Genomic DNA, 26,012 nt, shown 5'->3' on the forward strand with positions numbered 1-26,012 from the left:
CCCTGACGGACGGCCCGCGCGGGCGCTACTTCCGCGCGGCCATGCGGCGCAGGATTTCGGCCTCCAGCGAGTGCACCACCTCGGAGAGGGGGCTGCTGCTGGAGTCCACGCGGAGGGCATCCTCCGCGGCCTTGAGCGGGGCCACCGCGCGCGCGGAGTCGTCCTTGTCGCGCTTCATCTGGTCGGCGAGCACCTCCTCCAGCGTGCTCTCCACGCCCTTCTGGAACAGCTCCTCGAAGCGGCGCCGCGCGCGCACCTCGGGGTTGGCCTCCAGGAAGAACTTGGCGTCCGCGTCGGGGAACACCACCGTGCCGATGTCGCGCCCCTCGAGAATCGCGCCCTTCCCCGCCTCCAGCGCGAGCCGCCGCTGCAGGTGCAGCAGCCCCGCGCGCACCACCGGACGGCCGGACACCCGCGACGCGGCCATGGAGATCTCCGGCGTGCGGATGTCCCCGGACACGTCCTGCCCGTCCAGGAACACGTGGTTCTCCTCGCCCACCACCTGGAAGTGGATGTGCACGCGGCCCAGCAGCGCCTCCAGGGCCACGTCATCGTCGAGCGCAATCCCCTCGCGCGTCGCCAGCAGCGCCACGCAGCGGTAGATGGCGCCGGTGTCCACCAGCGCGAAGCCCATCCGCCGCGCCAGCAGCTTGGACACGGACGACTTGCCCGCGCCGGCCGGGCCGTCGATGGCGACGATGAAGGGACGCACGCTCACGTGAAGATCTCCTTCAGTGCCGCCACGCAGCGCTCGTTCTCCCTGGGAGTCCCCACGGAGATGCGCAAGCAGGTGGGGAAGCCCTGGTTCGCGAAGGGACGGACGATGACACCCTTGCGCAGGAGCAGCTCGTACAGCTCCACGGCCGGCCGGTGGAAGTCCACGAACACGAAGTTGGCGTGGCTGTCCGTGAGCGTCGCGCCCAGCTTCGGCAGCTCCTCCGCGAAGTAGCGCAGGCCCTGGCGGTTGTTGTCGCGCGTGCGCTGCACGTGCTCGGTGTCCTCCAGCGCGGCCATGCCCGCCGCCTGCGCCACCACCGTCAGGTTGAACGGCATGCGCGTGCGGTGCACGTAGCCCGCGAGCTTCGCGTCCATGATGCCGTAGCCCAGTCGCACGCCGGCCAGCCCGTGAATCTTGCTGAAGGTGCGCAGCGCGACGAGGTTGGGGTGCTGGCGGAACAGCGCCACCGCGCTGGTGTACTCGGGCCACTCCACGAACTCGAAGTAGGCCTCGTCGTGCACCACGAGGACTTCGGGGGGCACCGCGGCGAGGAAGGCCTCCAGCGCCTTGCGGCTGAAGGCCGTGCCCGTGGGGTTGTCCGGGTTGGCCAGGAACACCATCCGCGTGCGCGGGGTGACGGCCTTCGCCATGGCCTCCAGGTCGTACTGGTGGCCCGCCTTCATGGGCACCTCCACGAACGAGCGCCCGTGCGCCTGCGCGGAGATGCGGTACGCGGAGAACGAGCCCTTGCAGAGGAGCAGCTCGTCCTCCGTCGTGGTGAAGGTCCGGATGAGCAGCTCGATGAGCTCGTTCGAGCCGCTGCCCAGCACGACTTCCTCCGGGCGCACGCCCACGTGCGTGGCCAGCCGGCGCACCAGGTGGAAGGACGTGGCGTCCGGGTAGAGGTGCGTCGCGGCGGAGGCCTGGCGCATGGCCTCCACGGCACGGGGCGAGGGGCCCAGCGGGTTCTCGTTCGAGGCGAGCTTGATGACCCCCTTCAGGCCGTACTCGCGCTCGGTCTCTTCAATCGGCTTGCCCGGGACGTAGGGCTTGAGGGTCTCGACGTAGGGTGGAACGAGAGGTCGCATGCGCAGGGCCAGGAGTAATGTCTTCAGCGCCCGGAGAACACACCCAGCGCGCGGAACTTCGCGTACCGGTCCTTCACCAGTTCATCGGGCGACAGCTCGGCCAGCTGGCCGAGGTGCTTGCGCAGCGCCTTGCCCAGGCCTTCCGCCATCTTCGCCGCGTCGCGGTGGGCGCCACCCGCGGGCTCGGGCACCACCTCGTCGACAATCTTCATCTCCAGCAAGTCCTTGGCCGTGAGCTTCATCGCGTCCGCCGCCTTGTCCGCCTTGCTGGCGTCGCGGAAGAGGATGGAGGCGCAGCCCTCCGGGGAGATGACCGAGTAGACGCTGTTCTGCAGCATCAGCACGCGGTTGCCCACGCCGATGGCCAGCGCGCCGCCCGAGCCGCCCTCGCCCACCACGGTGGAGATGATGGGCACCTTGAGCCCGCTCATCACCTCCAGGTTGACGGCGATGGCCTCCGCCTGCCCGCGCTCCTCCGCGCCGATGCCCGGGTACGCGCCCGGCGTGTCCACGAAGGTGAGGATGGGCTTCTCGAAGCGCTCGGCCAGCTCCATCAGCCGGCGGGCCTTGCGGTAGCCCTCCGGGCGCGGCATGCCGAAGTTGCGCGCCATGTTCTCCTTGGTGTTGCGGCCCTTCTGGTGGCCCATCACCATGACGGGCTTGCCGTCGAAGCGCGCGAAGCCGCCCACAATCGACGGGTCCTCGCCGAAGTGCCGGTCTCCGCACAGCTCCACGAAGTCCGTGAAGAGGTGGTGGACATAGTCGAGGAAGTACGGCCGGTTCGGGTGGCGGGACATCTGCACCACCTGCCACCGCGTCAGGTCGCTGAAGATCTCCGTCTGGAGCTTCTTGGCCTTCTTCTCGAGCTTGGAAATCTCGGACGAGAAGTCCACCGAGCCGCTGGTGGAGAGGACCTTGAGCTCCTCGATCTTCTTCTCCAGCTCGATGAGGGGTCGCTCGAAGTCGAGCGCATAGCTGGTACTGGTTGCCATGGCGCGGGACTAGCACCAGGGTATGGCCGCTTTCAACGCGCAAGAGGTTACGCACCCCTTGGAATCGGCAGGTCCACCTTCCGTCGGAGGTACATGCTTTCCGCCCCGCTGCTGCTCGCCCTGGCCCTGACTGCCGCCCCCGCCCCCACGGCGAGGACGCTGAACACCGAGGGTTTCCGGCTGTACCAGGCCGGCCGCTACCCGGAGGCCCTGGAGAAGTTCCAGGCGGCCGCCCGGGAGGCGCCGGACTATGCCCTCGCCCGCTACAACGTCGCCGCCACGCTGGGCCTGCTGCGCAAGCAGGGCAAGGTCTGCGAGTACAGCGCCCACCGGGACGTCATCGTCGAGCACCTCACCCAGGCGGTGAAGCTGGACGCGCGCCGGCTGGCCCGGGCGAAGGTGGACCGGGACTTCGACGCCATCCGCGACACCCTCGGCTGGCAGCGGCTGCTGGGCCGCACCCCGGAGCGCGAGGCCGACGTGCCCCGCCTGCTGCTCTCCGTCTCCTGGTTCGGCCCGGGCGTGGGCGTCTTCGGCACCACCCAGGGCCTGCGCTTCCGGGCCAACGGCAGGGCCGCCCTCTGGCTGAAGGAGGTGGGCGAGGACGGGACGCAGCGCCTCCGGGAGGTGCCGGGCACCTATGCCGTGCGCGGCCGCCAGGTGGAGCTGCGGCTGAAGGGCCGGGCGCCCCTGGTGGGCACGCTGACCGACAAGGGCGCCCTCACCCTTCCCGAGCTGGGCACGTTCACCGACTCACCGTCCGAGTGCGATGCGTGAGACACCCCGGCGGGCAATGACGGCGGCCCACCACTCGGGGTGACGGGGCCCGCACGCTTACACGACGAGCGGGCAGCCGGCCCTTGGCACCTACGACGCGCATGGTCAAAGTGCGCGTCAGGGGCGGGGTGGCAGTTCTTTCGGGGTGGTACCGGGGCTGGAGGCACGCGGGTGGCGGGCCCCTTTTCACTCACCAGCAAGCCGCCTCAGGCCGCCTTGATCTTCGCGGCCGGCGGCGACAGCGCGTACCACGCGGTGCGGAACGCCTTGAGCTCGCGCAGGCCCGCCGGGTGACGGCCGAGCGCCGGAGCCATGGTGACGGGCAGGCCGATCTTCTTCTCGATTGCCTTCGCCGCGTTCAGCTCCAGCTTGCGCCGGTTCTCGCACTTCTCGCAGGTGGACTTGGGGCCCACGCGGTTGACGAGCACGCGCTCCACCGGGAGCTTCTTCTCCTTGAGGTACTCCACCAGCCGCTCGGTGCGCGCCGCGGCCAGCTCCTCGCCGCGCGTGACGACGACGAACCGCGCCTCGCTGGGAGAGGCCAGCGCCTCCTCGAAGCGCTTCACGTGCTTGATCATCGCGGCGATGTCGTCCGCCAGCTCGCCCAGGCCCTTCGCGCGGTGCTTGCCGAGCGCGGTGTGCAGCGCGGTCAGCCACGTCGTGGCCGTCTCCGCCAGCTCCACCACCCGCACCGACGTCACCACCGGCGAGGAGTCCACGACGATGCGCTTGAAGCGCTCCTGCACCAGCGCGTCCGTGAGGCAGGACAGCGCCGCCAGCTCGTCGATGCCCGGGGGCGCGCAGTCCAGCAGGTTGCGCAGGTAGAGCAGATCCGCGGGCACCTCGCTGCCCGCCTTGGGCGCGCCCTCGAAGGCCTTCTCCGCCTTCTCCTTCACGCGCTTGCGCAGGGCATTGAACCAGCCGGAGATGTCCAGCTCGCGGGCGTACAGGCCCTTGGTGCCCTTCACCTGCGTCTCGGTGTCCGTCAGCCGGCTCTGCAGCACGTCCGACAGCGAGTGCGCGGGGTCCGTGGAGATGAGGAGCACCGGGCCCTCCTTCTCCGTCAGCGTCACCGCGGCCGCGGCCGCGCACGAGCTCTTGCCCACGCCGCCCTGGCCCACGAAGAAGATCAGCCGGGTGGGAGGCAGCGGCGGCGCGGCGATGGGCGGCATGGACGGCGCGCGCACCAGGGCCGGCGGCCCCTCCGCGGCGGCGAACTCCAGCGCCTTCGTCTCCTTGCCACCCGCCCACGCCTTGGCGAACAGGGCCAGCCCGTCCAGCCCGCGCGGCGCCAGCTCGCGCCGGCCCAGCAGGTTCACCGGCACGGCCTTGTCCAGCGCCTGGAACTTGCGCACGTGGGGCGCCTGGAGGCCCCGGCGGCCCATGCACGCCGGGCAGCCGTCGCGGTCCTCCACCTGGTTGACGATGATCTCCGTCACCGGCAGGCCGCGCTCGCGCAGCTGCGTGAAGAGCATGCGCGTCTGCGCCTCGGGCACCGGCTCGGCCAGCGCCACGAGGTGGAAGGCCGTGCGCGCGGGGTCCTTCAGGAGCGCCAGCAGCTTCTCCGCCTTCTGGCCCAGCTGCTCCAGGAAGCCCGGCGCCGCGGGCTCCGCGGCCTTCTTGCCCTTGCCCGTGGTGGCCGGCTTCTCACCGCCCGCCTTCACGAAGCCCAGGAACTTGCGCAGCCCCACCGGCATGTCGAACAGGCGCAGCGTGTGGCTCGTGGGCGAGGCGTCGACGATGATCCGGTCGAACTCCTTCTCCTTGCCCTCCAGCAGCTCCACGACGTGGAAGAGCCCCACCAGCTCCTCCAGGCCCGGGACGGCCTGCTGGTACAGCTTGCCCATGTCCTCCTCGGACAGGTGCGTGCCCTTCGCCGCGGCCTTCTGCAGCGCGGGCAGGTACTCCGCGAGGAAGGGCTTCATCAGCGTGGCGGGCTCGAGCTCCATGGCGTACACGCCGCCCTCGCCTTTGCCCGGCACCAGCTTCGTCGGCTTCGCCGTGAGCTTCTTCTTCACCAGGTCCGACAGGGAGCGCACCGGGTCCAGCGAGACGAGCAGCACCCGTTCCTTCGGCGCGTCCTCCGACAACCGCAACGCGTACGCTGCCGCGAGCGTGGTCTTGCCTGCCCCGCCCTTGCCGCCGAAGAAGTGAAGAACTCGCGCGTCGCTCATTGGGTTGTGGCCTTCCTTGTGCCCCCCCGGCGGCACCTGATGCACACTCCTGGACGGCCTGGAGAAAGGCGTCGGAGTTGCCCGGTGCGTACGTCCTGCGGCCGGGCCCTCCCTGTGGGTGGGAGATTACCGCAGAATCCCCCGTCCGGAGGTCAAAAGTCAAGAATTGACGCGGGGTTTCGAGGCTGGAAGGGCCCTGTTCGGGCTCAGCTTTCGAGCCCCCTCCGAGTCCCGCCAAGCGTGCGGAATCCGGAGGGGATTTCCTACCTGACAGGTCAGCGGACGACCAGGCTGTTGGCCCCCATGGGGCCGTCGCTTCCCTGCCCGCCCAGCGGGCCGCCGTGGCCGCCCGGGGACTGCTGGGCGCGGGCCTCGGCCGCGTAGCGATTGAGCTTGTTGTACAGCGTCTTCTCGCTCACCCCGAGCACCTCCGCCGTCCGGGCCTTGTTGTTCCCGTTGCGCTGGAGGCTGCCGAGGATGTACTCGCGCTCCACCGCGTCCAGGCTCAGGCCGAAGGGCAGCCGGAAGGTGTGGCGCTCCGGGGCCTTGCCGGCCATGTCCGGCGGCAGGTGCTCGCGGGTGATCAGCTCCCCGTCGCAGAGGATCACCGCGCGCTCCACCGCGTTGCGCAGCTCGCGGATGTTGCCCGGCCACTCGTAGTTCTTGAGGACCTCCATGGCCTCGGGGTGCACGCCGTTGACGCGCTTGGCCGAGTCCCCGCGGTACTTGTCCACGAAGTGCTGGACCAGGATGGGGACGTCCTCGCGCCGCTCGCGCAGGGGCGGCAGGTGGATCTGGAACACGTTGAGGCGGAAGTAGAGGTCCTCGCGGAAGCGGCCCGCCTTGATCTCCTGCTTGAGGTCGCGGTTGGTGGCGCACAGCACGCGCACGTCGACCTCGATCTCCACCTTGCCGCCCAGCCGGCGCAGCTTCCCCTCTTCCAGGACGCGCAGGAGCTTGGCCTGCAGCTCCAGGGGAATCTCACCCAGCTCGTCCAGGAACAGCGTGCCGCCGTGCGCCATCTCGAACACGCCGGGGCGGCGCTGATCCGCGCCGGTGAAGGCGCCGCGCTCGTGGCCGAACAGCTCGGACTCGATGAGCGTGTGCGGGATGGACGCGCAGTTGATGGCGATGAAGGGCTTGTCGCGGCGCAGGGACAGGTTGTGCACCGCGCGCGAGACGACTTCCTTGCCCGTGCCGGACTCGCCGCTGATGGACACGCTGGCCTTGGACGGGGCCACCTTCTCCACCAGCTCGATGACCTTCCGCATGTTCGCGGACTGGGCGATGAGGTCCGAGGAGCCGAGCTGCTTCAGCCGCCGACGCAGCGTCTGCACCTCGCGCATCGTCTCCTTCTTCTCCAGCGCCCGGTCGATGCAGACCTTCAGCCGCGCGGTGTCGAGCGGCTTGACGATGAAGTCGTAGGCGCCTTCGCGGATGGCCTCCACGGCGGCGTCGATGGTGCCGCGCCCCGTGAGGAACACCACCGGGCAATCCGGCAGCTCTTCCTTCAGGTTGCGCAGCAGCCACAGGCCATCCGTCTCCGGCATGGCCAGGTCCGACAGGACGACGTCCGGTCGGAACTCGCCCGCCTTGCGGAGGGCGTCATGCCCGTCGAATGCGATCTCGACCTTGTGTCCCCAGGTGCTGAGCATCTCTGCCAGCGCCTCGCACGTGTCGCGTTCGTCATCCACGGCCAGGATTCGTGCGCTACCCAAGATGAAGACCTCCCGTACTGCGTCGTGACGCGAAGTTGTCTGAATCCGAAAGAAGCCGCCGAGCGTGAAGCACCGCGCTCTAGCCGCGGGGGAAAACCAGCCGGCACTGACCGCCGCGGATGTGTGGCTCCACGCCCAGCTGCGCACAGCGCAGCTCCAGCGCCGCCACCACCTCCGGCATGGGCTCGGCCGCGCTGCCCGAGTCCTCCACCTCCAGCACCGCGTGGGGTCCGTCCGAGCGCACCAGCACCTTCACCGACCCGCCCCCTTCCGCCCGGCGGAAGGCGCGCAGCAGCGACTGCACCAGGAAGAAGCCCACCTCCGACGTGTCCGGCAGCCGCACCCGCACCCCGGCCTCCACCGCCGACTGCACCTGCACCCGGCGCTTGCGGCCCTCGTGGCCCAGCACGCCCAGCGCGCGCGTGGTGGCCTCGGACAGGTCCGTGTCACCCGGCGTCGCGCCGCGGTGGACCACGAACTCGGAGAACATCTTCAGGATGCCGTCCACGCGCTGGATCTGATCGCGCATGGCCTTGAGGTTCTTCTCCTGCGACGGCGGCACCTGGCCCGTCTCCGCCTTCAGCTTCTCCGACAGCACTTCCAGGTGGATGGCGAGCGCGTTCAGCGGGTTGCGCACGTCGTGCATCAGGCTGTCCATCAGCGTGGGGACGGCGCCATAGCGGGCCGCGCCCACCATGGGGTCCGCCGACTCCTGGACAGAGGGTGCAGAACTGGACACAGCCGTCGAGCTAACCAACGGAAACTCCTCGGGTTTTTACCGTCTTCCCTGCCCGCCACCCTCACCGGTGCCAAGAGTTAGGGTGCCCCTTGGGGAACGTCAACCCTGGGTCGGTAATTCTTGCCGGAAGCGGCAAATTCCCGTGGCAGGACGCCCACTTGGAGGGGCTCCCGAGTGTCCGTCAGCCGACGAATCCGGGCCGTCCGCGATCAGCGCGGGCCGCCCGGTGTCCGGCATTGGACGAAGGTACGATTCACGCCGTCGTCGGCGGTGGCCGGGCGGCCTCGCCCAGGCCGACGAGCTCGAGCTTGAGCCGGGCGGCGAACTCGAAGATGCGCGGGTCCCTGTAGAACTCGCCGAAGACGATGCGCACCAGGCCCGCGTTGGCGATCAGCTTGAAGCACGGCCAGCAGGGGCTGGCGGTGGTGTAGATGGTCGCCCCGTCGATGCTGACGCCGTTGGTGGCCGCCTGGATGATGGCGTTCGCCTCGGCGTGGACGGTGGCCACGCAGTGGCCGTTCTCCATCATGTGGCCCACGTCGTCGCAGTGCGGCAGGCCGCGGATGGAGCCGTTGTAGCCCGTGGAGAGGATGGTCCTCCCGCGCACGATGACGGCGCCCACGTGCTTGCGATCACACGTGGCCCGCGTGGCCACCTGCTTCGCGATGTCCATGAAGTACTGGTCCCACGAAACGCGTCCGGACATCCCTACCTCCCGGCCGGGGTGTAACCCGGCCGGGGGCAGACGCCAGTTCTCCGCCGGAGCCCGGGCGGAGGCTTCGTGGGGTGGCTAACGCCCGGCCGCCTGCGCCACGCCGCCCTCGGTGGAGGCCGTGCGCTGGAGCAGCCGCGCGAAGCCCTTTCCCGTGAGGAACTGGCGCACCTTGGCGCTGGGCGCGGCGAACGTCTCGCCGGGCATGGGCACGTCGAAGCTGTAGCTCTGCTCCTGGACGGCGAAGTCCACCTTCGCGGTGCGGTAGCCCTCGACGATGGCCAGCAGCTTCCCCGTCTCCAGGCTGAAGATGCCGCCGCCCGACGCGCCGTAGCCGATGGGCGCGTCCGTCTTCACCATCTTCGGGCGCTTCGTCTCCTTGTCCCACTCCACCTGGGACAGCATGCCGCCGGACAGCGACAGCGCGCGGCCGAAGGGGGAAGCGGCCACCACCACGTCCTCGCCCAGCTCCAGCTCCGCGTCGTCCGCCAGCTCCACCGCCGGCAGCGCCAGGCCCGGCACGCGCACCAGCGCCAGGTCCAGCTCCGGCACCTGGCCCATGGCCGCCACCTCGCCAGTGTGCTCGAGCACGTCGCCCTGGCGGTCCACCAGCACGTGCAGCACGGGGGCCTTCAGGTGGCCCAGCTCCACCGCGTGCGCGTTGGTGACGACCCAGGCCACCGCCCTGCCCTGCTCGTCACGCTCGGAGCCCACCACCACGCCCGACGCGGTGCTGCGCGCCTTGCCGCCTTCCGTGACCTGCAGCCGCACGTTGTGCGGGAGGATGCGCCGCACCTGCTCCTTGCGCGTGGGACGCGCGGCCTCCGTCTTCACGATGACGTGCTCCACCACCGGAGCCTCCACGGGCGCGGGCGCGCTGGCGGCCTGCTGCGAGGGAGCACTGGCGCACGACACGAGGGCGAGCAGGGCGGGGACGCCCGGGAAGAAGCGGCTCATCGACTCTCCGGCGAGGGGGGGACGACTGCACTGTGAGGTTCAACTCACTTGCAGCTCGAATCATCCCGGGCCTCCGCCGGTATTGAAAGCAGGCGTCCGGCGTGGCCCCGTCCGCCTGCCCGCTCATGCGCGGGTGGGTTTCACCCGTAGCGCTTCTTCATCAGGAACAGGATGGCGTCCTTCGCGCAGTACTCGCAGTAGCCGTAGCGCTCCGACATCGTCTTGAGCGTGCTCTGCACCTGCGTCTGCTCGCGCGGGGTGAGCTGGTTGCGGTCCTCGGAGAGGTACTTGAGGACGTTCTCCTTGTTCTTGCGCAGCACCCGCTTGCGCTCCTCGAAGTAGTGGTCTCTCAGGCGCCGGAACATGTCCGGGAAGATGCGCGGGTAGTCCATCTCCAAGTCCGGGTTGTCCAGCCGGTGCGCGCCGATGGCGGAGATGAGGCCGCGGCGGAACTCGGCGGCCTCCTCGCCCCTGGGCATGACGATGGCCTCCACCTCCGCCATGCGGTGCTCGTCCGGCTTCTCCATCTCCCCGGTGACGCGGTTGCGCATCTTCTCCCCGCGCACCCAGTGGCTGACGTTCTGGATGTAGCGCTCCACCAGCTCGCGGTACTGCCCCTCGGAGACCAGGCCCATGGACTCGCGGACCTCGGTGTCCACCCAGTCCAGGTACTCGGTCTCCGCCACGCGCACGAAGGCGTCATGGTCGTGGTAGCCGTCCACCACCTCCTGGAGGAGGAACTCGTAGACGCTCTTGTCCTTGCAGATGGCCTCCAGCTCCTCCAGCACGGCCAGGGCGTTGAGGCACTTGTAGTCTGCGTTCTGCGCGGCGTTGAACAGCGCCGTCTTGATTTCGCGCGCGCTGGCGCCCGAGCGGCCCTCGTAGTTGGGGTACGCGTCCGACTCGGTGAACAGCTCCTCGCGCAGCTTCCGGAGCTCCTTGGTGTTGGCCAGGCTCAGCCGGTCCGGCGGGGCGCCCTCCTCGTAGAGGTGCAGCTTCTCCACCGGGGTGACGTGGTCGATGAGCTCCTTCACGTCGTTGGGGTAGCGGTCCGGAATGGGCTTCTTCAGGCGCGTGAGCACGGCCCACATGGCGGCGACCTCCGTGGCGTGGGGGGCCACGTGCTTGCCCACGGTGGTCGCGGTGATCTGCGCGTCGTAGATCTGCTGCTCCGTCTTGTAGCGGCGCAGGTAGGGCACGCGGACCAGCTCGATGCGCCCCTTGAAGGACGCGAAGTCCGGCAGCTCCTTGAAGGCGCCCAGGTGCTTCTCGTTGGCGGAGGCGATGAGCACCTCGTCCAGCTGGAGGACGAAGGGCTCCAGTGGCACCTCGCCCGTCTCGCTGAAGCCGAGCAGGTACTTGAAGGCCTCCAGCGGTCGCTTGAGCAGGTCCGCGTACTCGATGAGGCCCCGGTTGGCGTGGACCAGGGGGCCGTGCGGCTCGTAGAGGACGGTGCTGTGCAGGGGAGCGGGCACGTTGAGCTGGGTGCGGTCCGCGGTGATCTGCTGGACGACGGCGTCCACGCTCATCTGCGGCTCCACCGTCACCGTGCCCACCTGGTAGCGGCGCGACACGTAGAAGCGCTCTACCTGGACGTGGCGCATCACCTTCAGCCAGTCCCCGCCGTAGGAATTGAGCAGCGCGGTGTAGATGCGGCGGCACTTGGAGCACAGCTCCCCGTCCCGCACATAGTCGGAGAGGATGAAGTCGCCCGTCTCCCCGTCCCCGTTGCCCAGCCCCTTCTTCTTGAGGGCGGACTCCAGCAGCTTGCGCCGCTCGCCCGGCGGCACGGCGAAGAGCGGGTGGTCCCTGAGCTCGCACGGCATCCGCAGGTCGATGGACTCCGCGTCCAGGTGCGCGTAGGTGGTCACCTCCTCCTGGCCGCTGTCGCGCTCGCCGAAGCCGATGGAGCCCTTGATGAGCTTCTCCGACGGGAAGACCCAGGCGATGCGGTAGAGTGCCCCCTGCGGCTGCCGCGAGTACGCCTCCATGCCCTCCTTGAGGGCGTTGACCAGCGTGGACTTGGCGCTGCCGTTGGGGCCGTGCAGGAGGATGAGCTTGTTGATGCGGCCGGCGCGCACGAAGTTGCCGAGCAACCGGTAGATGGCGTTCTGCACCTCCTCCTGGCCGGCCACCCGGTCGCCCTTGTCGCCCCCCGGGGCGTCGAACACCTTGAAGCGCCGGATGGTGCCGGTGGGGTGCGCCACCGTCTCCGTGCCGAAGTGGTCCATCACGTCCCGCAGGTACTGGGCGGCATTGCGCGCCTGGGCCTTCGGGTCGTTGAAGAACAGGGAGAGATATTCCTCGAAGGACAGGATCGACCGGTTCTTGACGAAGTCGGCGTTCACCTGCGCGCCCACTTCCTGCAGATAGCCCTTCGCGTCCACGGGTGTCTCTCCTCGGTACGGGGTCAGTTCGATGTAGCCATGGTGCCGCACGGCCGCACGGCCCCGTCACGCTTCCGAACTTTTCGAGCCGGCCGCGCGGATGTCCAGCCCCCGGCAGGGCGTCTGTTCGGGGCCACGCGGTCCACCCTGGCGGGGGCCGTGCCTCCCACCCGGGGGAGCAGGGGGCCGGGGTGTAAGCATACTCGCGCACGTGTTCGCGGTGAGATAGCGTCCATTCTTCCTCCCTGCGGCGCCCCCCACCCCGGAGTCCAAGTACGATGCACAAGGAGCCCATCATCGGCATCGACCTCGGCACGACGAACTCGTGCGCGGCCATTGTCGAGGACAGCGGGAACGTCAAGCTCATCCCCTACAAGGGGGGCGAGTACACCATCCCCTCCATCTTCGCGATCGACGACAAGGGGAACGAGTTGATCGGCTACGAGGCCAAGCGCCAGTGGCAGCTCAACCCGCGCAACACCGTCTACGGCGCGAAGCGCCTGGTGGGCCGGACCTTCGGCAGCGACGTCGTCGAGACGATGAAGAAGGTCGTGGCGTACAACCTGCGCCCCGGCAAGAAGAACGAAGTCACCCTGGATGTGGGCAAGAAGGAGTTCACCCTCCAGGAGATCAGCGCCAAGATCCTCGCGAAGATCCGCGAGGTGGCCTCCAACTACCTGAAGATGCCCATCAAGCGGGCCGTCGTGACGGTCCCCGCCTACTTCAACGACCGGCAGCGCCAGTCGGTGAAGGACGCCGGGAAGCTCATCGACCTGGAGGTGGTGCGCATCATCAACGAGCCTACCGCCGCGGCGCTGGCGTACGGCGTGGGCAAGGGGCTCAAGGAGAAGGTCGTCATCTACGACCTCGGCGGCGGCACGTTCGACGTGTCCATCATCGAGATCCGCGACCGCGTGTTCGAGGTGAAGTCCACCGGCGGCGACGTCTTCCTGGGCGGCATCGACTTCGACAACGCCATCATCCACCACGTCCTCAAGGACTTCGCGGCGAAGACGGGCATCGACCTGGCCACGGACCCGGTGGCCATGCAGCGCATCAAGGACCTGGCCGAGCGCACCAAGATCGACCTGTCCGCGCGCGAGGAAGTGCCCTTCAACATCCCCTTCATCACGATGACGTCGCAGGGCCAGCCCCTGAACATCGAGATGAAGTTCACCCGGAAGATGCTGGAGCAGCTCACCAACCAGCTCGTGGACCGCACGCTGCAGATGGTGGCGCGCGTGCTGGTGGACTCCGGGCTGTCCACGAAGGACATCGACGAGGTGATGCTGGTGGGCGGGCAGACGCGCATGCCCATCGTCCAGGACCGGCTGACGAAGTTCTTCGGCAAGCCGCCCAGCAAGGGCGTGCACCCGGACGAGGCCGTCGCCATCGGCGCGGCCCTCTATGCGCACTCGCTGCAGGACGACACCAACCTGCGCATCCAGCTCCTGGACGTGATTCCCATGGCCATCGGCCTGGAGAAGGCGGGCGGCGCCTTCCACGTCGTCTTCCCGCGCAACGCGCCCATCCCCAACGCCAAGCAGCTCTTGGCCACCACCAGCATGGACAACCAGACCGAGCTGGCCATGCGCATCTACCAGGGTGACCACGAGCTGGTGGCGCGCAACGACATGCTCGGCGAGTTCACCTTCTCCGGCATCCAGCAGGCCCGCGCCGGCGGCGTGCAGGTGGAGATCACCTTCGACGTGAATGTGGAAGGCATCCTCACCATGCGCGCGAGGGATCCGTCCACGGGCAAGGAGATGAAGACCACGGTGCGGGTGACGCAGAGCTGAAGCGCCCTGCCCTCCCGCAGTGGAACGAGGCCCTCGGGCCGTGGCTGCCATCACCACGGCCCGACGGCCCGCGACATCACTGCAGGCAGTACCCGTAGCCGCAGTCGGCGGCGCAGCTGCAGAGCTCGTGGGACAGGCAGTCCCCGTCGCCGCAGTACCCGCAGTACCCGCAGTCCTGGTCGCAGTTGCAGACCTCGGTCGCGTCGCACGTGCCGTCACCGCACTCCGGGCAGGTGCCGCAGTCCGAGGCGCACGAACCGCAGTCCTCCGTCGCCCAGTCGCAGACGCCGTCGCCGCACTGGGTGCAGGAGCCGCAGTCCGACGCGCAGCTGTCACACGTTTCCCCCGTCTGGCACACGCCATCTCCGCACGGGGGCGGGACGAAGCCGCAGCGGTCCGCCTGCGTCGGGGCCGGGCAGAACGGGCTGCACAGGAAGAAGGCGCCCAGGCAGCCGGTGTTGAGCTTGCACAGCGGGTGGTTGTCGAAATAGCAGGGGTACGGCGCCACCTTCTCGTTGCACACCGTGCAGCCGGTGCCGCGGCAGCCGGTGGTCCAGCCTCCCGTGCCGCCGGTGCAGGCGGGGGCCGCGGGCGCGCCGGGCACGCCCACCGCGTTCCACGCCAGGTGCACCGACGCCTCGAAGTCCAGGCCGTAGAGCTCCTTCGCCGCGCGCGCCGTCGCGTTGCGCGCCGCCTGGAAGTTGCTGCTGGAGGTCAGGTAGAGGTTGGCCTGGGCGCGGTAGAAGATGCGCGCGGCCCGGTCGATGCCCAGCTTCGGCACGACGACGGAAGAGCGCCCGCGCGGGTGGCTGCCACCCGTCACCATCAGCTTGAAGGCCAGGTTGGCGATGCCCGAGCTGTGGTGCACATTGGTGCCGGAAGTGTAGTCCGCGTAGAAGTCGATCGAGGACCCGTCCCGCTTCGGGTCATCCATGTATCGCAGCGCGTCTCCGCCGGTGAGCGGCGTGTAGACGTCCTCGCCCACCAGCCACGTGTCCGCGGTGATGCCGCCGTCCCGCCACTGCTCGCAGACGGCCGCGAAGATGTCGGACATGGACTCGTTCAGTCCTCCGGACTGGCCGCTGTAGGTGAGGTTGGAGGTGGTCTGGGTGACGCCGTGGGTGAACTCGTGCGTGACGACGTCGAACGAGCGGCCCAGGTCGCCGAAGTAGTAGCCGTCCCCGGTGCCGAAGAAGAGCCGCTTGAGCGTGGGGTGCCAGCAGGCGTTGTTGGCGTTGGGGCCCCCGCACGCCGGTGACTGCCGCACCGTGCTGTACATGATGGAGCCCGCGTTGTCGTACGAGTCACGCCCGAACCAGGTGGAGTAGCAGCCGTGCGCCACGCCGAGGAAGTCGTAGTTGTCGTTCACCGTCGGAACGGCCGTGGGCCCCTGGCCCTCGGTGCGGGCGACGGTGGTGGGCGAGGAGGACGTTCCGGCCGCATCGAAGATGCGGCGATTGACGGCCGTGTGAATCTGCGGGTGCACGTCCAGCTCCCGCCCGTCCCGGGCATCCACGTAGACCCGGTCCAGCCTCCCCGGGCCGGAGACCTCCACCTCCCAGGCCAGCGAGAGCATCCGGTCCACGGGGGAGATGAAGTAGACGAGCCGGCGCGTGTCACGCTGGAGCCCGGCGACACCGCGCTCGTCCGCCCTCGCGAGGGCTCGCGCCTGGGCGGCGTCCAGCCGCGGCTGGGGGCTCACGTCCACCCCGTCGCGCGCGGTGCCGTTGACGAAGCCGATGGTGCCGTCCTTCTCCAGGTGGACGACGAGCTCGCCGCCCACCACGTCCAGCCCCTGCTTGCGCTGGGCGAGCACCACGTGCGTCATCCCCAGGTCGTCGTGCAGCACCTGGCGCACCACGAGCTCCGAGCCCTTGAGCGAGAACATGGGCATGAGCCGCTCGAGCGCCGCCCGGAACGACGGCTCCGCACCGGTGCGCACCGGCAGCGCCACCTTGCCCAGCGCGCCTTCCACCGCGGTGGGAATGCTGCCCAGGCTGCCCCGGATGTCCGCCTCGGGGCGGGCCTCGACGGAGTCCCGCGCGGCCTGGATGGCCTCCGCGTTCTGGGACAGCCGCTCCGGCTGCTCCTCCTCCGCCTCGGGCACTACCGGGGTACAGGCCGTGATGAGCCACAGCGCCGTACCCAGAAACAAAGAGCCACAACTCTTACGCATGTGAACAACTCCAGGGTGACCTGGGAGTTGCACCGCGGGGGGGACGAGCCACACCGATACTACAGGTGTGTCATGGAATAAAGATGCAACACGGTAGGCGGGACTCCGCCCTGCCCTGCGGCGTTGCTACCGGGACGGCCCGGCCGCGAGCCCCGGCTTCCCCGGCTCGTCGTGGGACGGGGGCTGGGACGGCATGAAGGGCGTGGCCTCGTCCGGGGCCACGCGGGCGTCGCCCGCACGGCGCACCAGCTCGAAGACGGCCACCGACGTGCCCGCCCCGTGCAGGGCCTGCTCGCCCAGGGACGTGTACTCGAAGGGCTGCGTCGCCAGCTCCCGGGCGCGGGCGCTGACCAGCACCTGGCCTCGCGCGGCCCCGGCCGCGAGCCGCGAGGCGGTGTTCACCGCGTCGCCCAGCACCGTGAAGTCCAGCCGGCCGGAGGCCTTGGCGCCGATGCTGCCGGACACCAGCTCCCCCGAGTCCAGGCCGATGCAGACACCGTGGGCGTACGGGGCACTCGCGCCGCCCCGGTCCGCGAGCGTGCCGAGCTGCCGGCGGATGGCGAGGCACGCCTCCTGCGCGCGGTCCGCGTGGCCCGGCCCCCGGAAGACGGCCATGACGGCGTCCCCGACGAACTTGTCCACCGTGCCGCCCCGGGACAGCACCTCCGGGACGATGGCCTCGAAGTTGGCGTTGAGCCGGCGCAGCGACTCCGCGGGCGGCTCCTGGTGGAGCACGGGGGTGAAGGCGTCCACGTCGATGAACGCCACCGTGCCCTCCACCCGCTCCCCCGCCAGCGCGTCCGAGCCCTGCAGCAGCGGAGGCAGCCGCTCCAGCACGCCGCCGGGGACGAACATGCGCAGCAGGCCGTTCTCCTCCGTGGAGCGGATGGTGCTGCGCAGCTCGCGCACGTGCTTCAGCGTCTTGACGAGCGTCGTCTCCAGGTCCGGGAAGTCGATGGGCTTGGTGATGAAGTCATAGGCACCGCGGTTCATCGCCGTGCGGATGTTGTTCATGTCGCCGTAGGCCGACACGATGACGACCCGCGTGAGGGAGCTGACCTCGCCCACGCGCGACAGGAAGGTGAGCCCGTCCATGCGCGGCATGTTGATGTCGCAGAGGACGACCTGGACGTCGGGGTGCTGGCGCAGCTGCTCCAGCGCCTCCTCACCGTCCGCGGCGAAGAGGAACTCGTAGACGGAGCGGCGGATCTGCTTGCGGAAGCTCTGCTCCATCAGCACGACGATGTCCGGCTCGTCGTCCACCACCAGCACCTTCGCCGGGCGCGACGGGCGGCCCGCCTCCACGCGCGAGGTGAAGGCCGCGGCCAGCTCGTGCGCGGACTGGTAGCGCCGCGAGGGCTCCGGGTCCAACGCGCGCGCGAAGAAGGCGTCCACCTCCGCGCCCAGCTCGGGGACGATGCTGGAGGGCGGCGGAGGCGGCGGGGGCACCTGGCCCAGGCGCATCTGCCGCAGGGACTCGAGGGCGAACGGGTGCTGCCCGGTGAGCGCGCGGTACGCGACGACGGCCAGCGCCCAGAGGTCGCAGCGGTGGTCCAGCCGGGGCTCCATGCCGCGCAGCTGCTCCGGGCTCATGTAGCGGGGCGTGCCCGCCATCTCCTCTTCCGGGTGGGGCTTCGCCGCGCCGCCGGACATCAGGAGCGCGAGCCCGAAGTCGAGCACCTTCACCAGCTCGCCGCTGGCGGAGCGGGCCAGGAAGATGTTCGCGGGCTTGAGGTCGCGGTGGATGACGCCGGCGGCGTGGGCGGCCGTCAGCGCGCGGGCCGCCTGCGTCAGCACGCGGTCCACCATGGCCAGCGACAGCCGCTCGCGGCGGTTGAGGAGCGCCTCCAGGTCCTCCCCGTCGAGCAGCTCCATCACGATGTAGGGCGTGTCCCCGGAGAGGTCGCAGTCGTGGACCTGGATGACGTGCGGGTTCTGCAGCCGGGCAATGGCCTGCGCCTCCCACTCGAACTGCTGGCGCGCGAGCGGAGCCGGGGCACAGTGGGACGCCATCAGCTTCATCGCCACGTGGCGCTGGAGCTTGGGGTCCAGCGCCACCCAGATGGTGCCCATGCCACCACCGGCGATGCGTCGCTCCAGGACGTACCTGCCGCCCACAGTCTGGCGTTCGGACATGCCGTGTTCATCCATGGTGGTGGCCTCGGGGGGGTCCGCCCCGTGCGACGGGAGTGGGGGCTCCCGCAAGACGCGCGAATCTTCTCACACCCCGTCTGCGGGGGGTACTGCGTCACGCAGGTATCCCCTGCCCTCCTGGCCGGACAGGCGGGACGGTGGTGGCCAGGGAGAGCGCACTCCGGTTGACAGGCCCATCAAGTGGCGGACAAATGCGGTCATCGGCGGCGGCACTGCGCCGCGGCAGGGAGCTGGGGGAAATGGCTTGAGTTGCGAAGAGCTGCAGGTGAAGACGGCGGCCCTGAACGACATGCCATATGAGCAGCGCACCAAGGCTGTTCTCGCGCTCGACGGCCTGCCAGTGTCGTGGACAAGCCCGCGCCAACCCCATGTCCTCTTGCTGCTCCTCGCGCTGACAGCTGCGCTCGCCTGTGGCCCAGGCAAGGGCTCGAGCCAGGGAGATGAGGGACCGGGCGGTCGGCCCGACGCGGGCGGTCCTCCGGGCCCCGACGCGGGCGGTCCTCCGGGCCCCGACGCGGGCGGTCCTCCAGGCCCCGACGCGGGCGGTCCTCCGGGCCCCGACGGCGGGCAGGTCGGTGGCGGGCCAGACGCCGGCACGGGGCCGCACTTCAACGGAAGCCTCACGCCGGATGCCCCGAGCCATCCGCGCTACGGCCAGGTCCGTGTGAAGACGGAATGGCCGCCCATCACCGACGCGACCGAGCTCACCGCGACGCTCGGCGCTGTCACCATCGCACTGCACGCCGTGGACGACACGCCCGGAACCTTCCTCCTGTTCCTCCCCCCGGAGATTGGGGAGGGACGCCACACCCTGTCCTTCGCCCACGGCAAGGCCCGCTACAGCACCGACCTCCAGGTCACGCCCCTGAGCGACCCGATTCCCGACCCGGCAGGCTACGTCGCCGACCTGCAGGCCCACGTGCGCGCGGAGGTCGTCAGGCTGCGCGGCTCCGTGCTCGACACCCTCTCCGGCGAAGCTCTCGTCGAAGCGAATGCGGGCCTCGACGAGGCAGCGGCGCGGTTCCAACGGGCCGAGGCAGACCTTGCGACGCTCCCCCCCGAACAGGTCGAGTTCGTCGCCCACCTCCTCCGTCAGCACACGGCGGAGGGACTCGCGCTGTTCGACGGCTTCGAGCAGGTTGCCCGCGTGTACATGCCTGGCGACTGCGGCAACGAGACAACCGTCGAGGGGCGCCGCTGCGTCCTCCTCAAGTTCGTCAGGAAGATGGGGGGCGTTGGCTCCCTCCTGTGGATCGGGCACGCGCTGGAGCGGTTGTCGCTCCTGAGCTTCTCCCCCCTCGGCCGCATCGGCTACGCCATCACCGGCGGCATCGCCTACGGTCTGGCCCTCACGCGGGCGGTGGAGGCGAAGTCACTCGGCATCAGGTTCATGAAGTCCGTCGTCGTGCCTCTCTGGACCGAGGGCCAGACACACCCCCAGTCGACCGAGGTGTTCCAGTTCGGCAATGTGTCCTTCAACTCGGCGGTCAGGAGCCCGAGCCTCAACGAGTTCACTCCCCGCAGGTTCGTGAAGTTCTCGCTCGCCGCCGGCTTCCGCCCCGTTCAGCCCGGCGACGCGGCCAGCCCCGAGTCCTGGCTCTCCGAAATCGCCACCCGGGTGAACGACTACAACGCGAAGCTTCCCGCCCTGCTCGGCGGGCGCTTCTCCATCCCGTTCGCGGCCGCGACACCTTCGTACGTGCCGGTCGACCCGAGCGCCGTCCGGGCCACGGTGGTGGCGAACACCCTCGTCTACGCGCTCCCGACCGAGGCGCTTGATGGGCAGCTCGGGCTCGGGTTCGACACCGTGACACCCGGCAGTGACTACGCCTTCACCTACGAGCTCGTGTACGACGACCCCTCCAACCCGGTGGCGCGTATCCGCATCGAGGCGCGGCTCGTGCCGGTCCTCTGTCAGGAGAACGGGGCCTCGGTCCCCTGCGACTACGACGTGGCGGACGCCTCCGGCGCGGCGCTGCCCGCGGTGGTGGACCTCACCCCCGGAACTCCGCGAAAGCTCATCCTCACCCTCGCCGATGGGACGCCGACGCGGCTGGTGAACTACTCGAGCGTCCGGGTCACCCTCACGAACCCGAGCCACCCTGGCCTCTCCGCCTCCGCCACCGCACTCACCGACGGGTTCCAGCTGCACGTCGCGTACTCCGGCAACGAGCCGGTCTCCGAGGTCACCGGGACCGCCGTGGTGACCTACGACTCACGCGAGGTCGCGCACGTACCGATTCGCCTCGTGATGTGCCCGACGGCCTGCGCCGCGGACCAGCTCTGTCTCTCGCTCTCCGGCGCGCCTCGGCGGTGCGTGACGTACGGACTCGACTACCACCGTATCGACTCACCCTCGACACACCAGCGCATCCGGACGCTGCAGCGGAATGAGCCCTTCGACGCCATCTCGGGGACGCAGGAAGTCTTCCAGTGGACCCGCGACGGCCAGCCGCTCGGGGAGCTCGTGTTCCATCAGTTCGACGGTGCCCTCGGGCCGAACGACCACCCGGCCTCGACCCAGCGAGTCGTGACGTACGACCCGGATGCGAATCGGAACATCGAGTTCCCGGTACTCGTGACGGTGCGCAACCCGGGCTACCGGGCGTTCGTCGGCAGGTCGGTGCACGTCTATCCCGTGAGCGGCACGGGCGGCCAGCGCTTCACGTTCCATGCGGATGGCACGTTCACGCGCGACCCGGCCTTTCCGGGGCCGACCGGCAACTACACCTTCGCATGCGGAACGATGCGCCGCTGGGGCTATGGCGTCTGCCGCAATGGCTCGGTCCGCCAGTACGAGGTGCTCGGCTGCATCTATGGCATCGGGACGAACGGCGCCGTCATTCCCTCCCACTACCTCACGGCGATTGACGATGGCTCGTACGTCCTGGGAGGGGACGGCTGCCACGACGACTGGCTCTCGCAGTAGCCTTGGGGCTCCCGGGCCGCACGCGCCATCCCCCTCGGCACCAGGGCCGGGTTGCGAGCCCCGGAAGGCAGGGATAGCCTCGCGCTTCACGGGGGGCCGCCCCTTGGCTCGTACGGGTGGAGCAATGACCGAGGTCCCCGGCTACCAGACTGTCCTCGAGATGGCATGCGCGCTTTCCGGTGAGCTCGTCCCGGGCAGGCTGATGGGCAGGTTGCTCACCGGGGTCCTCGAGCACACCGGCGCGCGGCGCGGCGTCCTCATCCTGAAGAAGCCCGAGGGCCTGTTCATCACCGCCGAGGGCCTGGCGGAGGCCGAGGACGTACTCGTGGAGCAGGAAGTGCCGGTGGCGTCGTGCACCGTGCTGCCGGCCTCCGTCATCCACCATGTGCTTCGCACGGGCGAGGCGGTCCTCCTCCACGACACGGCGCCCGCGGGGCCCTTCTCCGAGGACCCCTATCTGCGCGCCGCCCGGCCCGCGTCCCTGCTGTGCAGCCCGCTCGTGAAGGAGGGCATGGCCACCGGCGCGCTCTACCTGGAGAACGACGCCACGCGCGGCCCCTTCGCCGTCGACCGGCAGGAGCTGCTGCGCCTGCTGTCGGGCCCCGCCGCCGTCTGCCTGGAGAACGCCGCCCTGTGCGCGCGCCTGAAGGAGCGGAACCAGGCGCTGGAGCGCAACGTCGAGGAGCTGCGGCAGCAGCTGGTGGCGCAGGACAAGCTCGCGTCCCTGGGCGCGCTCACCGCCGGCATCACCCACGAGCTGCAGAACCCGCTCAACTTCGTGACCAACTTCTCCAACCTGTCCACGCGGCTGGCCGTCGAGCTGGAGGAGACGCTGCGCGGAAGGGCCGGCCAGCTGGACGCCGAGGCGCTGGAGGACGCGCTGGGACTCTTGGAAGACTTGCGCCAGAACACGCAGCGCATCCACACCCACGGCAAGCGCGCGTCGGACATCATCAAGACGATGCTCCGCCACTCGCGCCGCTCCGAGGGGACGCGCTCGCGCGCGGACTTCAACACGCTGGTGCGAGACAGCCTGGGCCTCGCGGTGCAGGGGCTGCGCAGCCGCTCGAGCGGCGCCACCGTGGAGACGGAGTCCGAGCTGGACGCCACGGTGGGCACGGTGGAGCTGGTGGCCAGCGACATCAGCCGCCTGTTCATCAACATCCTGGAGAACGCCTTCTACGCGACGCTGCAGAAGCAGCAGAAGGCCGGCGTCGGCTTCACCCCGCGCGTCCACGTCCGCACCCGCCGCCTCGGGGACACGGTGGAGCTGCGCGTGCGCGACAACGGCACCGGCATCCCCGAGCACGTGCGCGAGAAGCTCTTCCACCCGTTCTTCACCACCAAGCCCGCGGGCGTGGGCACCGGCCTGGGCCTGTCGCTGTGCCACGACATCGTCCAGGAGCACCACGGCCAGATTCGCGTGGAGAGCACCCCCGGCGAGTACGCCGAGTTCATCATCACCCTGCCCGCCCCCGCCGCGGCCTCCGCCGCCTGAAAAAGCGAAGGCCCCGCTCCCCGTCACCGGGAAGAAGGGCCCTCAGGCTTCGAAGAGAAGCGCGGCGGCTAGGCCGTCTTCTTCTCCTTCTCCATCACCAGCTGCGGAGGCTCGTGCTTCGTAATCACCTGCTCGGTGATCTTGCACTCCTTGACGCCCTCGCGGAACGGCACGTCGTACATGATCTCCAGCATCGCGTCCTCCAGGATGGCGCGCAGGCCGCGCGCTCCGGAGTGACGGCGCATCGCCTCGCGGGCGATGGCGCGCAGCGCTTCCTTGGTGAAGGTCAGCTTCACCTTCTCCATCTCGAAGAGCTTCTGGTACTGCTTCACCAGCGCGTTCTTCGGCTGCGAGAGGATGATGACGAGGTCCTCTTCCTTCAGGTCGTTCAGCGTGGCGATCATGGGCAGACGGCCGATGAACTCAGGAATCATCCCGAACTTCATCAGGTCCTCCGGCTCCGTCAGCGCCAGCAGCTCGCCCACGCTGCGCTCCTCGCGGTGGGTGATCTTCGCGCCGAAGCCCAGGCCCTTCTCACCCACGCGGCGCTTGATGACGCCGTCGATGCCGTGGAAGGCACCGCCGCAGATGAAGAGGATGTTCGTCGTGTCGACCTGGACGTACTCCTGCTGGTTGTACTTCTTCCCGCCGCGCGGCGTGACGTTGGCGCGGGTGCCCTCGATGATCTTCAGCAGGGCCTGCTGCACGCCCTCGCCGCCGACATCGCGGGTGGCGCTCGGCATGTCACCCTTGCGGGCAATCTTGTCGATTTCGTCGATGTAGACGATGCCGCGCGCCGCCTTCTCCACGTCGTAGTCGGCGTTGTGGAGGAGGTTCTGGATGATGTTCTCCACGTCCTCGCCCACGTAGCCGGCCTCGGTGAGGCTGGTCGCGTCGGCGATGGTGAAGGGAACATTGAGAAAGCGCGCCAGGGACTGGGCCAGCAGCGTCTTGCCGCTGCCCGTGGGGCCGATGAGCAGGATGTTGCTCTTGCTCAGCTCCACGTCCTCGCCGCCGGGACTCTTCACCCCGGGGCGCGGCCTTGCGGCCGGCTTCTTCTGGTAGATGCGCTTGTAGTGGTTGTACACCGCCACCGCGAGGACCTTTTTCGCCTGGTCCTGGCCAATGACGTAGTCGTCGAGGAACGCCTTGATCTCCGCCGGTGTCGGCAGGGAGACCTGGGGCTTGCCTTCCTCTCGCTCGTTCTCATCCGCGATGATGTCGTTACAGAGCTTGATGCACTCGTCGCAGATGTAGACCGTCGGCCCGGCAATCAGCTTGCGGACCTCGCGCTGCGATTTACCGCAGAACGAACAGGACAGGTTGACGTGGTGCTCCTTCTTCACTGCCGCCTCCGAGTTCACCGACCCCGGTTCCCCCGGAGCCTGCTACGCCGTCCACCGCTCCCCTACCCTCACGGCCTGCCCACGTCTCGAACAGCCGTCAGGCCCACCTACACGGGGCCCTGAACCACTATAGGGCCCTCCCCTTCGGGCAGGAAGCCCGGCGGTACAGGCCCGTTGCCGAGCGTACATGCCCGGCCACGGGTCAGCGTTCAGTAACAGCGGTTCAGGCGTCCGTCACGCCCGCGGCGATGTCCTCCACGTCCTCCGCCAGGGCGGACGCTCGCTCGGCGACAGCGTTCGGGATCCGACGGCACCCTGCCAGCTCACTGGCGAGCTTCCGAGCCATCTGCGCCAGCTTCCGCACCTGGGCGCTCTCCGGCGGGGGCTCGGGGGCCGGGCGCGGGAAGCGCTCGGTGAACTCCTTCTTCAGCTCTGTCGGGGACTTTTCCGGGCTCCAGATGCTGTCGCGGAGGGACTTGTACTCGGTGGGTGAAAGCTGCCCCCGCTCCTCCGCGTCGGCCAGGACTTCAATCACCTCGAAGGCGGGGGCCTTCTCGGGGAACTCCTGCGCCTTGAGCTCCTCCTCGGGCTCGTGCTTGGCCAGGAAGCTGAACGAGCGGGTGAGCTTCAGGGCCGTCTGCTTCTTGATGTGCAGCTCCTTGAGACAGTAGGCCTCGAAGGTGGGATAGCCCCACTCCTCGAACTTGGCCTCGTCCCGGACCTGAACGAGCAGCTGGCCCAGCTCGGCCCAGGTGGACTTGAAGCGCTTGGCGGCCACCAGGACGGTGTGCCGGAAGGTCCCCGGGGGGACGCTCAGCGCCTTCTTCGCAATCTCGACCTCGGCAACGGAAGCAGCGGACATGGCCCTGGTATCGGCCATGCCCGGGGGGTGGGCAAGAAAGTGGCCCTACCCTCGCTTACCGATGGTGAACGAAAGGCCCACCGTGGCCCGCTCGCCCTCGTAGGCCCGGAAGGGCCACTTCTGCAGCTCCGTGAAGAGGCACTCGTAGAGCGCCCCCTTCTTGAACTGCGGGTTGTCCACCCAGAGCTTGGACACCTTGCCGTCGTTGCCGATGACGAACTCCAGGGGGATTTTCGCGTACAGGCCCGGGGTGCGCTCGGCCTCGTCCTTCAGGCACTTGAAGAGCGTGGACTTGTTGCCGGCGACGATGCGGTTGATGGCGGACTGGTCGAACTGCTGCGTCATCTCCAGGCCGTCCGGGTCCGTGCTCACGCTGCCGGCCGGGCGGGGGCGCTTCGGGTCGGCGCGGGTGGCGGAGGCCACGGCCGTCTTGCCGGTGCCGGTGGTGCCGGTGGTGCCGGTGGCGGGCTTGGTGGTGGTGCCGGCCTCCGTCCCCGGGCGGCGGGTGCCGTTGGTGGGGTACTCGAAGAGCTCCTCCTCGTCGGCGCGGGCCTGGGCCAGGCGGATGGTGGGCGCGTCCATCTCGATGCCGTCGAAGTCCTCCTCACCGCCGAGCCACCCGTAGACGGCGGCGTTTCGCGCCACCCACAGGCCGCCGACGCCCAGCAGCACCACCAGCACGCCCGCGCCGGCGCCGAGGTAGGTCAGCCGCTTGCGGGACTTCTCGCGCTCCACCTGGACGGCGGCGTCCACGCGGGCACGGGCCTCCGCGCGGGCCACGTGCACCCGGAAGGCGTCCACATCCGCCATGCGCTGGAAGTGGCGCTCACCCGCGGGCGCCACCGGCGTGTCCGGGGTCAGCTCCCCCGAGACGAGCTTCTCGACAATCTGCCCGCCGCTCACGGGCCCCAGGACGAGGTCCCCCTGTCGAAAGAGCCAATGTCCTTCCACGTCCACCGCAAAGTCTTGTCCGGCCGCCATTTCGC

18 protein-coding genes are annotated in these 26,012 nt (G+C 69.4%); 4 read left to right on the plus strand and 14 right to left on the minus strand.

The features are described 5' to 3' along the window. Window positions 1-25: 25 nt before the first annotated feature. Genes cmk through ACX9TP_RS26170 form a run of 3 tightly spaced genes read right to left on the minus strand, consistent with a single transcriptional unit; the run spans window position 26 to window position 2,798 of the window. Window positions 26-718, minus strand: coding sequence for a (d)CMP kinase (gene cmk, locus ACX9TP_RS26160; protein ID WP_482973337.1), 693 nt, complete (start codon window positions 716-718; stop codon window positions 26-28). Then, window positions 715-1,806 (minus strand): histidinol-phosphate transaminase, encoded by a 1,092-nt coding sequence (hisC, locus tag ACX9TP_RS26165; protein ID WP_482973338.1) that lies wholly within the window; start codon window positions 1,804-1,806, stop codon window positions 715-717. Before hisC ends, cmk begins: the two co-directional genes overlap by 4 nt. A 23-nt stretch (window positions 1,807-1,829) precedes the next feature. Further along, a complete protein-coding gene (locus tag ACX9TP_RS26170; RefSeq protein WP_482973339.1) occupies window positions 1,830-2,798 on the minus strand; it encodes an acetyl-CoA carboxylase carboxyltransferase subunit alpha in 969 nt (322 codons plus the stop codon). A gap of 93 nt (window positions 2,799-2,891) precedes the next feature. Between ACX9TP_RS26170 and ACX9TP_RS26175 the strand changes: the two genes are divergently transcribed. Then, on the plus strand, window positions 2,892-3,575 hold the full coding sequence (locus ACX9TP_RS26175) for a hypothetical protein (RefSeq protein ID WP_482973340.1): 684 nt from the start codon (window positions 2,892-2,894) through the stop codon (window positions 3,573-3,575). 206 nt (window positions 3,576-3,781) lie between these two features. Here the strand turns inward: ACX9TP_RS26175 and ACX9TP_RS26180 are convergent, their stop codons facing one another. From ACX9TP_RS26180 to ACX9TP_RS26205, 6 genes are all read right to left on the minus strand, one after another. Next, on the minus strand, window positions 3,782-5,749 hold the full coding sequence (locus tag ACX9TP_RS26180) for an ArsA family ATPase (RefSeq protein WP_482973341.1): 1,968 nt from the start codon (window positions 5,747-5,749) through the stop codon (window positions 3,782-3,784). Window positions 5,750-6,024: 275 nt separating this feature from the next. Further along, window positions 6,025-7,467, minus strand: a complete 1,443-nt coding sequence (gene nla6, locus ACX9TP_RS26185; RefSeq protein WP_482973342.1) for an enhancer binding protein Nla6 — start codon at window positions 7,465-7,467, stop codon at window positions 6,025-6,027. A gap of 79 nt (window positions 7,468-7,546) precedes the next feature. After that, window positions 7,547-8,164 carry a histidine kinase dimerization/phospho-acceptor domain-containing protein gene (locus ACX9TP_RS26190; protein ID WP_482973343.1) on the minus strand — a complete coding sequence of 206 codons (618 nt, stop codon included), beginning with the start codon at window positions 8,162-8,164 and terminating at the stop codon, window positions 7,547-7,549. 295 nt (window positions 8,165-8,459) lie between these two features. Next, the gene (locus tag ACX9TP_RS26195; RefSeq protein ID WP_482973344.1) at window positions 8,460-8,912 is read right to left on the minus strand and encodes a deoxycytidylate deaminase; all 453 of its coding nucleotides are present in this window, start codon (window positions 8,910-8,912) and stop codon (window positions 8,460-8,462) included. Window positions 8,913-8,996: 84 nt separating this feature from the next. Continuing rightward, on the minus strand, window positions 8,997-9,875 hold the full coding sequence (locus ACX9TP_RS26200) for a S1 family peptidase (RefSeq protein WP_482973345.1): 879 nt from the start codon (window positions 9,873-9,875) through the stop codon (window positions 8,997-8,999). A gap of 140 nt (window positions 9,876-10,015) precedes the next feature. After that, a complete protein-coding gene (locus tag ACX9TP_RS26205) occupies window positions 10,016-12,262 on the minus strand; it encodes a PrkA family serine protein kinase (protein WP_482973346.1) in 2,247 nt (748 codons plus the stop codon). A 278-nt stretch (window positions 12,263-12,540) separates the two neighbouring features. Here ACX9TP_RS26205 and ACX9TP_RS26210 point away from each other — a divergent pair, with 278 nt between their 5' ends. Then, window positions 12,541-14,061 (plus strand): Hsp70 family protein, encoded by a 1,521-nt coding sequence (locus tag ACX9TP_RS26210; protein ID WP_482973347.1) that lies wholly within the window; start codon window positions 12,541-12,543, stop codon window positions 14,059-14,061. Window positions 14,062-14,137: 76 nt separating this feature from the next. Here ACX9TP_RS26210 and ACX9TP_RS26215 read toward each other — a convergent pair whose 3' ends face one another. Both ACX9TP_RS26215 and ACX9TP_RS26220 read right to left on the minus strand, forming a co-directional pair. After that, window positions 14,138-16,237, minus strand: a complete 2,100-nt coding sequence (locus ACX9TP_RS26215; protein ID WP_482973348.1) for a M4 family metallopeptidase — start codon at window positions 16,235-16,237, stop codon at window positions 14,138-14,140. 126 nt (window positions 16,238-16,363) lie between these two features. Next, entirely contained in the window at window positions 16,364-18,373 is a 2,010-nt protein-coding gene (locus tag ACX9TP_RS26220; protein WP_482973349.1) for a protein kinase domain-containing protein, read from the minus strand. Between the two features lie 262 nt (window positions 18,374-18,635). On the opposite strand from ACX9TP_RS26220, the gene ACX9TP_RS26225 reads away from it, so the two are divergent. Continuing rightward, complete coding sequence (locus tag ACX9TP_RS26225; RefSeq protein ID WP_482973350.1) at window positions 18,636-21,320, plus strand: hypothetical protein; 2,685 nt, start codon at window positions 18,636-18,638, stop codon at window positions 21,318-21,320. A gap of 124 nt (window positions 21,321-21,444) precedes the next feature. After that, window positions 21,445-22,818, plus strand: coding sequence for a GAF domain-containing sensor histidine kinase (locus ACX9TP_RS26230; RefSeq protein ID WP_482973351.1), 1,374 nt, complete (start codon window positions 21,445-21,447; stop codon window positions 22,816-22,818). A gap of 68 nt (window positions 22,819-22,886) precedes the next feature. Here the strand turns inward: ACX9TP_RS26230 and clpX are convergent, their stop codons facing one another. The 3 genes from clpX to ACX9TP_RS26245 form a co-directional block, all read right to left on the minus strand. Next, on the minus strand, window positions 22,887-24,164 hold the full coding sequence (clpX, locus tag ACX9TP_RS26235; RefSeq protein WP_164001923.1) for an ATP-dependent Clp protease ATP-binding subunit ClpX: 1,278 nt from the start codon (window positions 24,162-24,164) through the stop codon (window positions 22,887-22,889). A 223-nt stretch (window positions 24,165-24,387) separates the two neighbouring features. Then, the gene (locus tag ACX9TP_RS26240) at window positions 24,388-25,044 is read right to left on the minus strand and encodes a hypothetical protein (RefSeq protein ID WP_164001921.1); all 657 of its coding nucleotides are present in this window, start codon (window positions 25,042-25,044) and stop codon (window positions 24,388-24,390) included. A gap of 27 nt (window positions 25,045-25,071) precedes the next feature. Next, window positions 25,072-26,007, minus strand: coding sequence for an AgmX/PglI C-terminal domain-containing protein (locus ACX9TP_RS26245; RefSeq protein ID WP_482973352.1), 936 nt, complete (start codon window positions 26,005-26,007; stop codon window positions 25,072-25,074). Window positions 26,008-26,012: the final 5 nt, after the last annotated feature.

The sequence above is a fragment of the Pyxidicoccus sp. M15 genome, assembly GCF_056858435.1.

Coding starts and splice junctions, on each gene's coding strand:
- hisC (WP_482973338.1), bottom strand. CDS start 1,806: ATGCGACCTCTCGTTCCACCCTACGTCGAGACCCTCAAGCCCTACGTC.
- ACX9TP_RS26170 (WP_482973339.1), bottom strand. CDS start 2,798: ATGGCAACCAGTACCAGCTATGCGCTCGACTTCGAGCGACCCCTCATC.
- ACX9TP_RS26175 (WP_482973340.1), top strand. CDS start 2,892: ATGCTTTCCGCCCCGCTGCTGCTCGCCCTGGCCCTGACTGCCGCCCCC.
- ACX9TP_RS26180 (WP_482973341.1), bottom strand. CDS start 5,749: ATGAGCGACGCGCGAGTTCTTCACTTCTTCGGCGGCAAGGGCGGGGCA.
- ACX9TP_RS26190 (WP_482973343.1), bottom strand. CDS start 8,164: ATGGTGGGCGCGGCCCGCTATGGCGCCGTCCCCACGCTGATGGACAGC.
- ACX9TP_RS26195 (WP_482973344.1), bottom strand. CDS start 8,912: ATGTCCGGACGCGTTTCGTGGGACCAGTACTTCATGGACATCGCGAAG.
- ACX9TP_RS26200 (WP_482973345.1), bottom strand. CDS start 9,875: ATGAGCCGCTTCTTCCCGGGCGTCCCCGCCCTGCTCGCCCTCGTGTCG.
- ACX9TP_RS26210 (WP_482973347.1), top strand. CDS start 12,541: ATGCACAAGGAGCCCATCATCGGCATCGACCTCGGCACGACGAACTCG.
- ACX9TP_RS26215 (WP_482973348.1), bottom strand. CDS start 16,237: ATGCGTAAGAGTTGTGGCTCTTTGTTTCTGGGTACGGCGCTGTGGCTC.
- ACX9TP_RS26220 (WP_482973349.1), bottom strand. CDS start 18,373: ATGTCCGAACGCCAGACTGTGGGCGGCAGGTACGTCCTGGAGCGACGC.
- ACX9TP_RS26230 (WP_482973351.1), top strand. CDS start 21,445: ATGACCGAGGTCCCCGGCTACCAGACTGTCCTCGAGATGGCATGCGCG.
- ACX9TP_RS26240 (WP_164001921.1), bottom strand. CDS start 25,044: ATGGCCGATACCAGGGCCATGTCCGCTGCTTCCGTTGCCGAGGTCGAG.
- ACX9TP_RS26245 (WP_482973352.1), bottom strand. CDS start 26,007: ATGGCGGCCGGACAAGACTTTGCGGTGGACGTGGAAGGACATTGGCTC.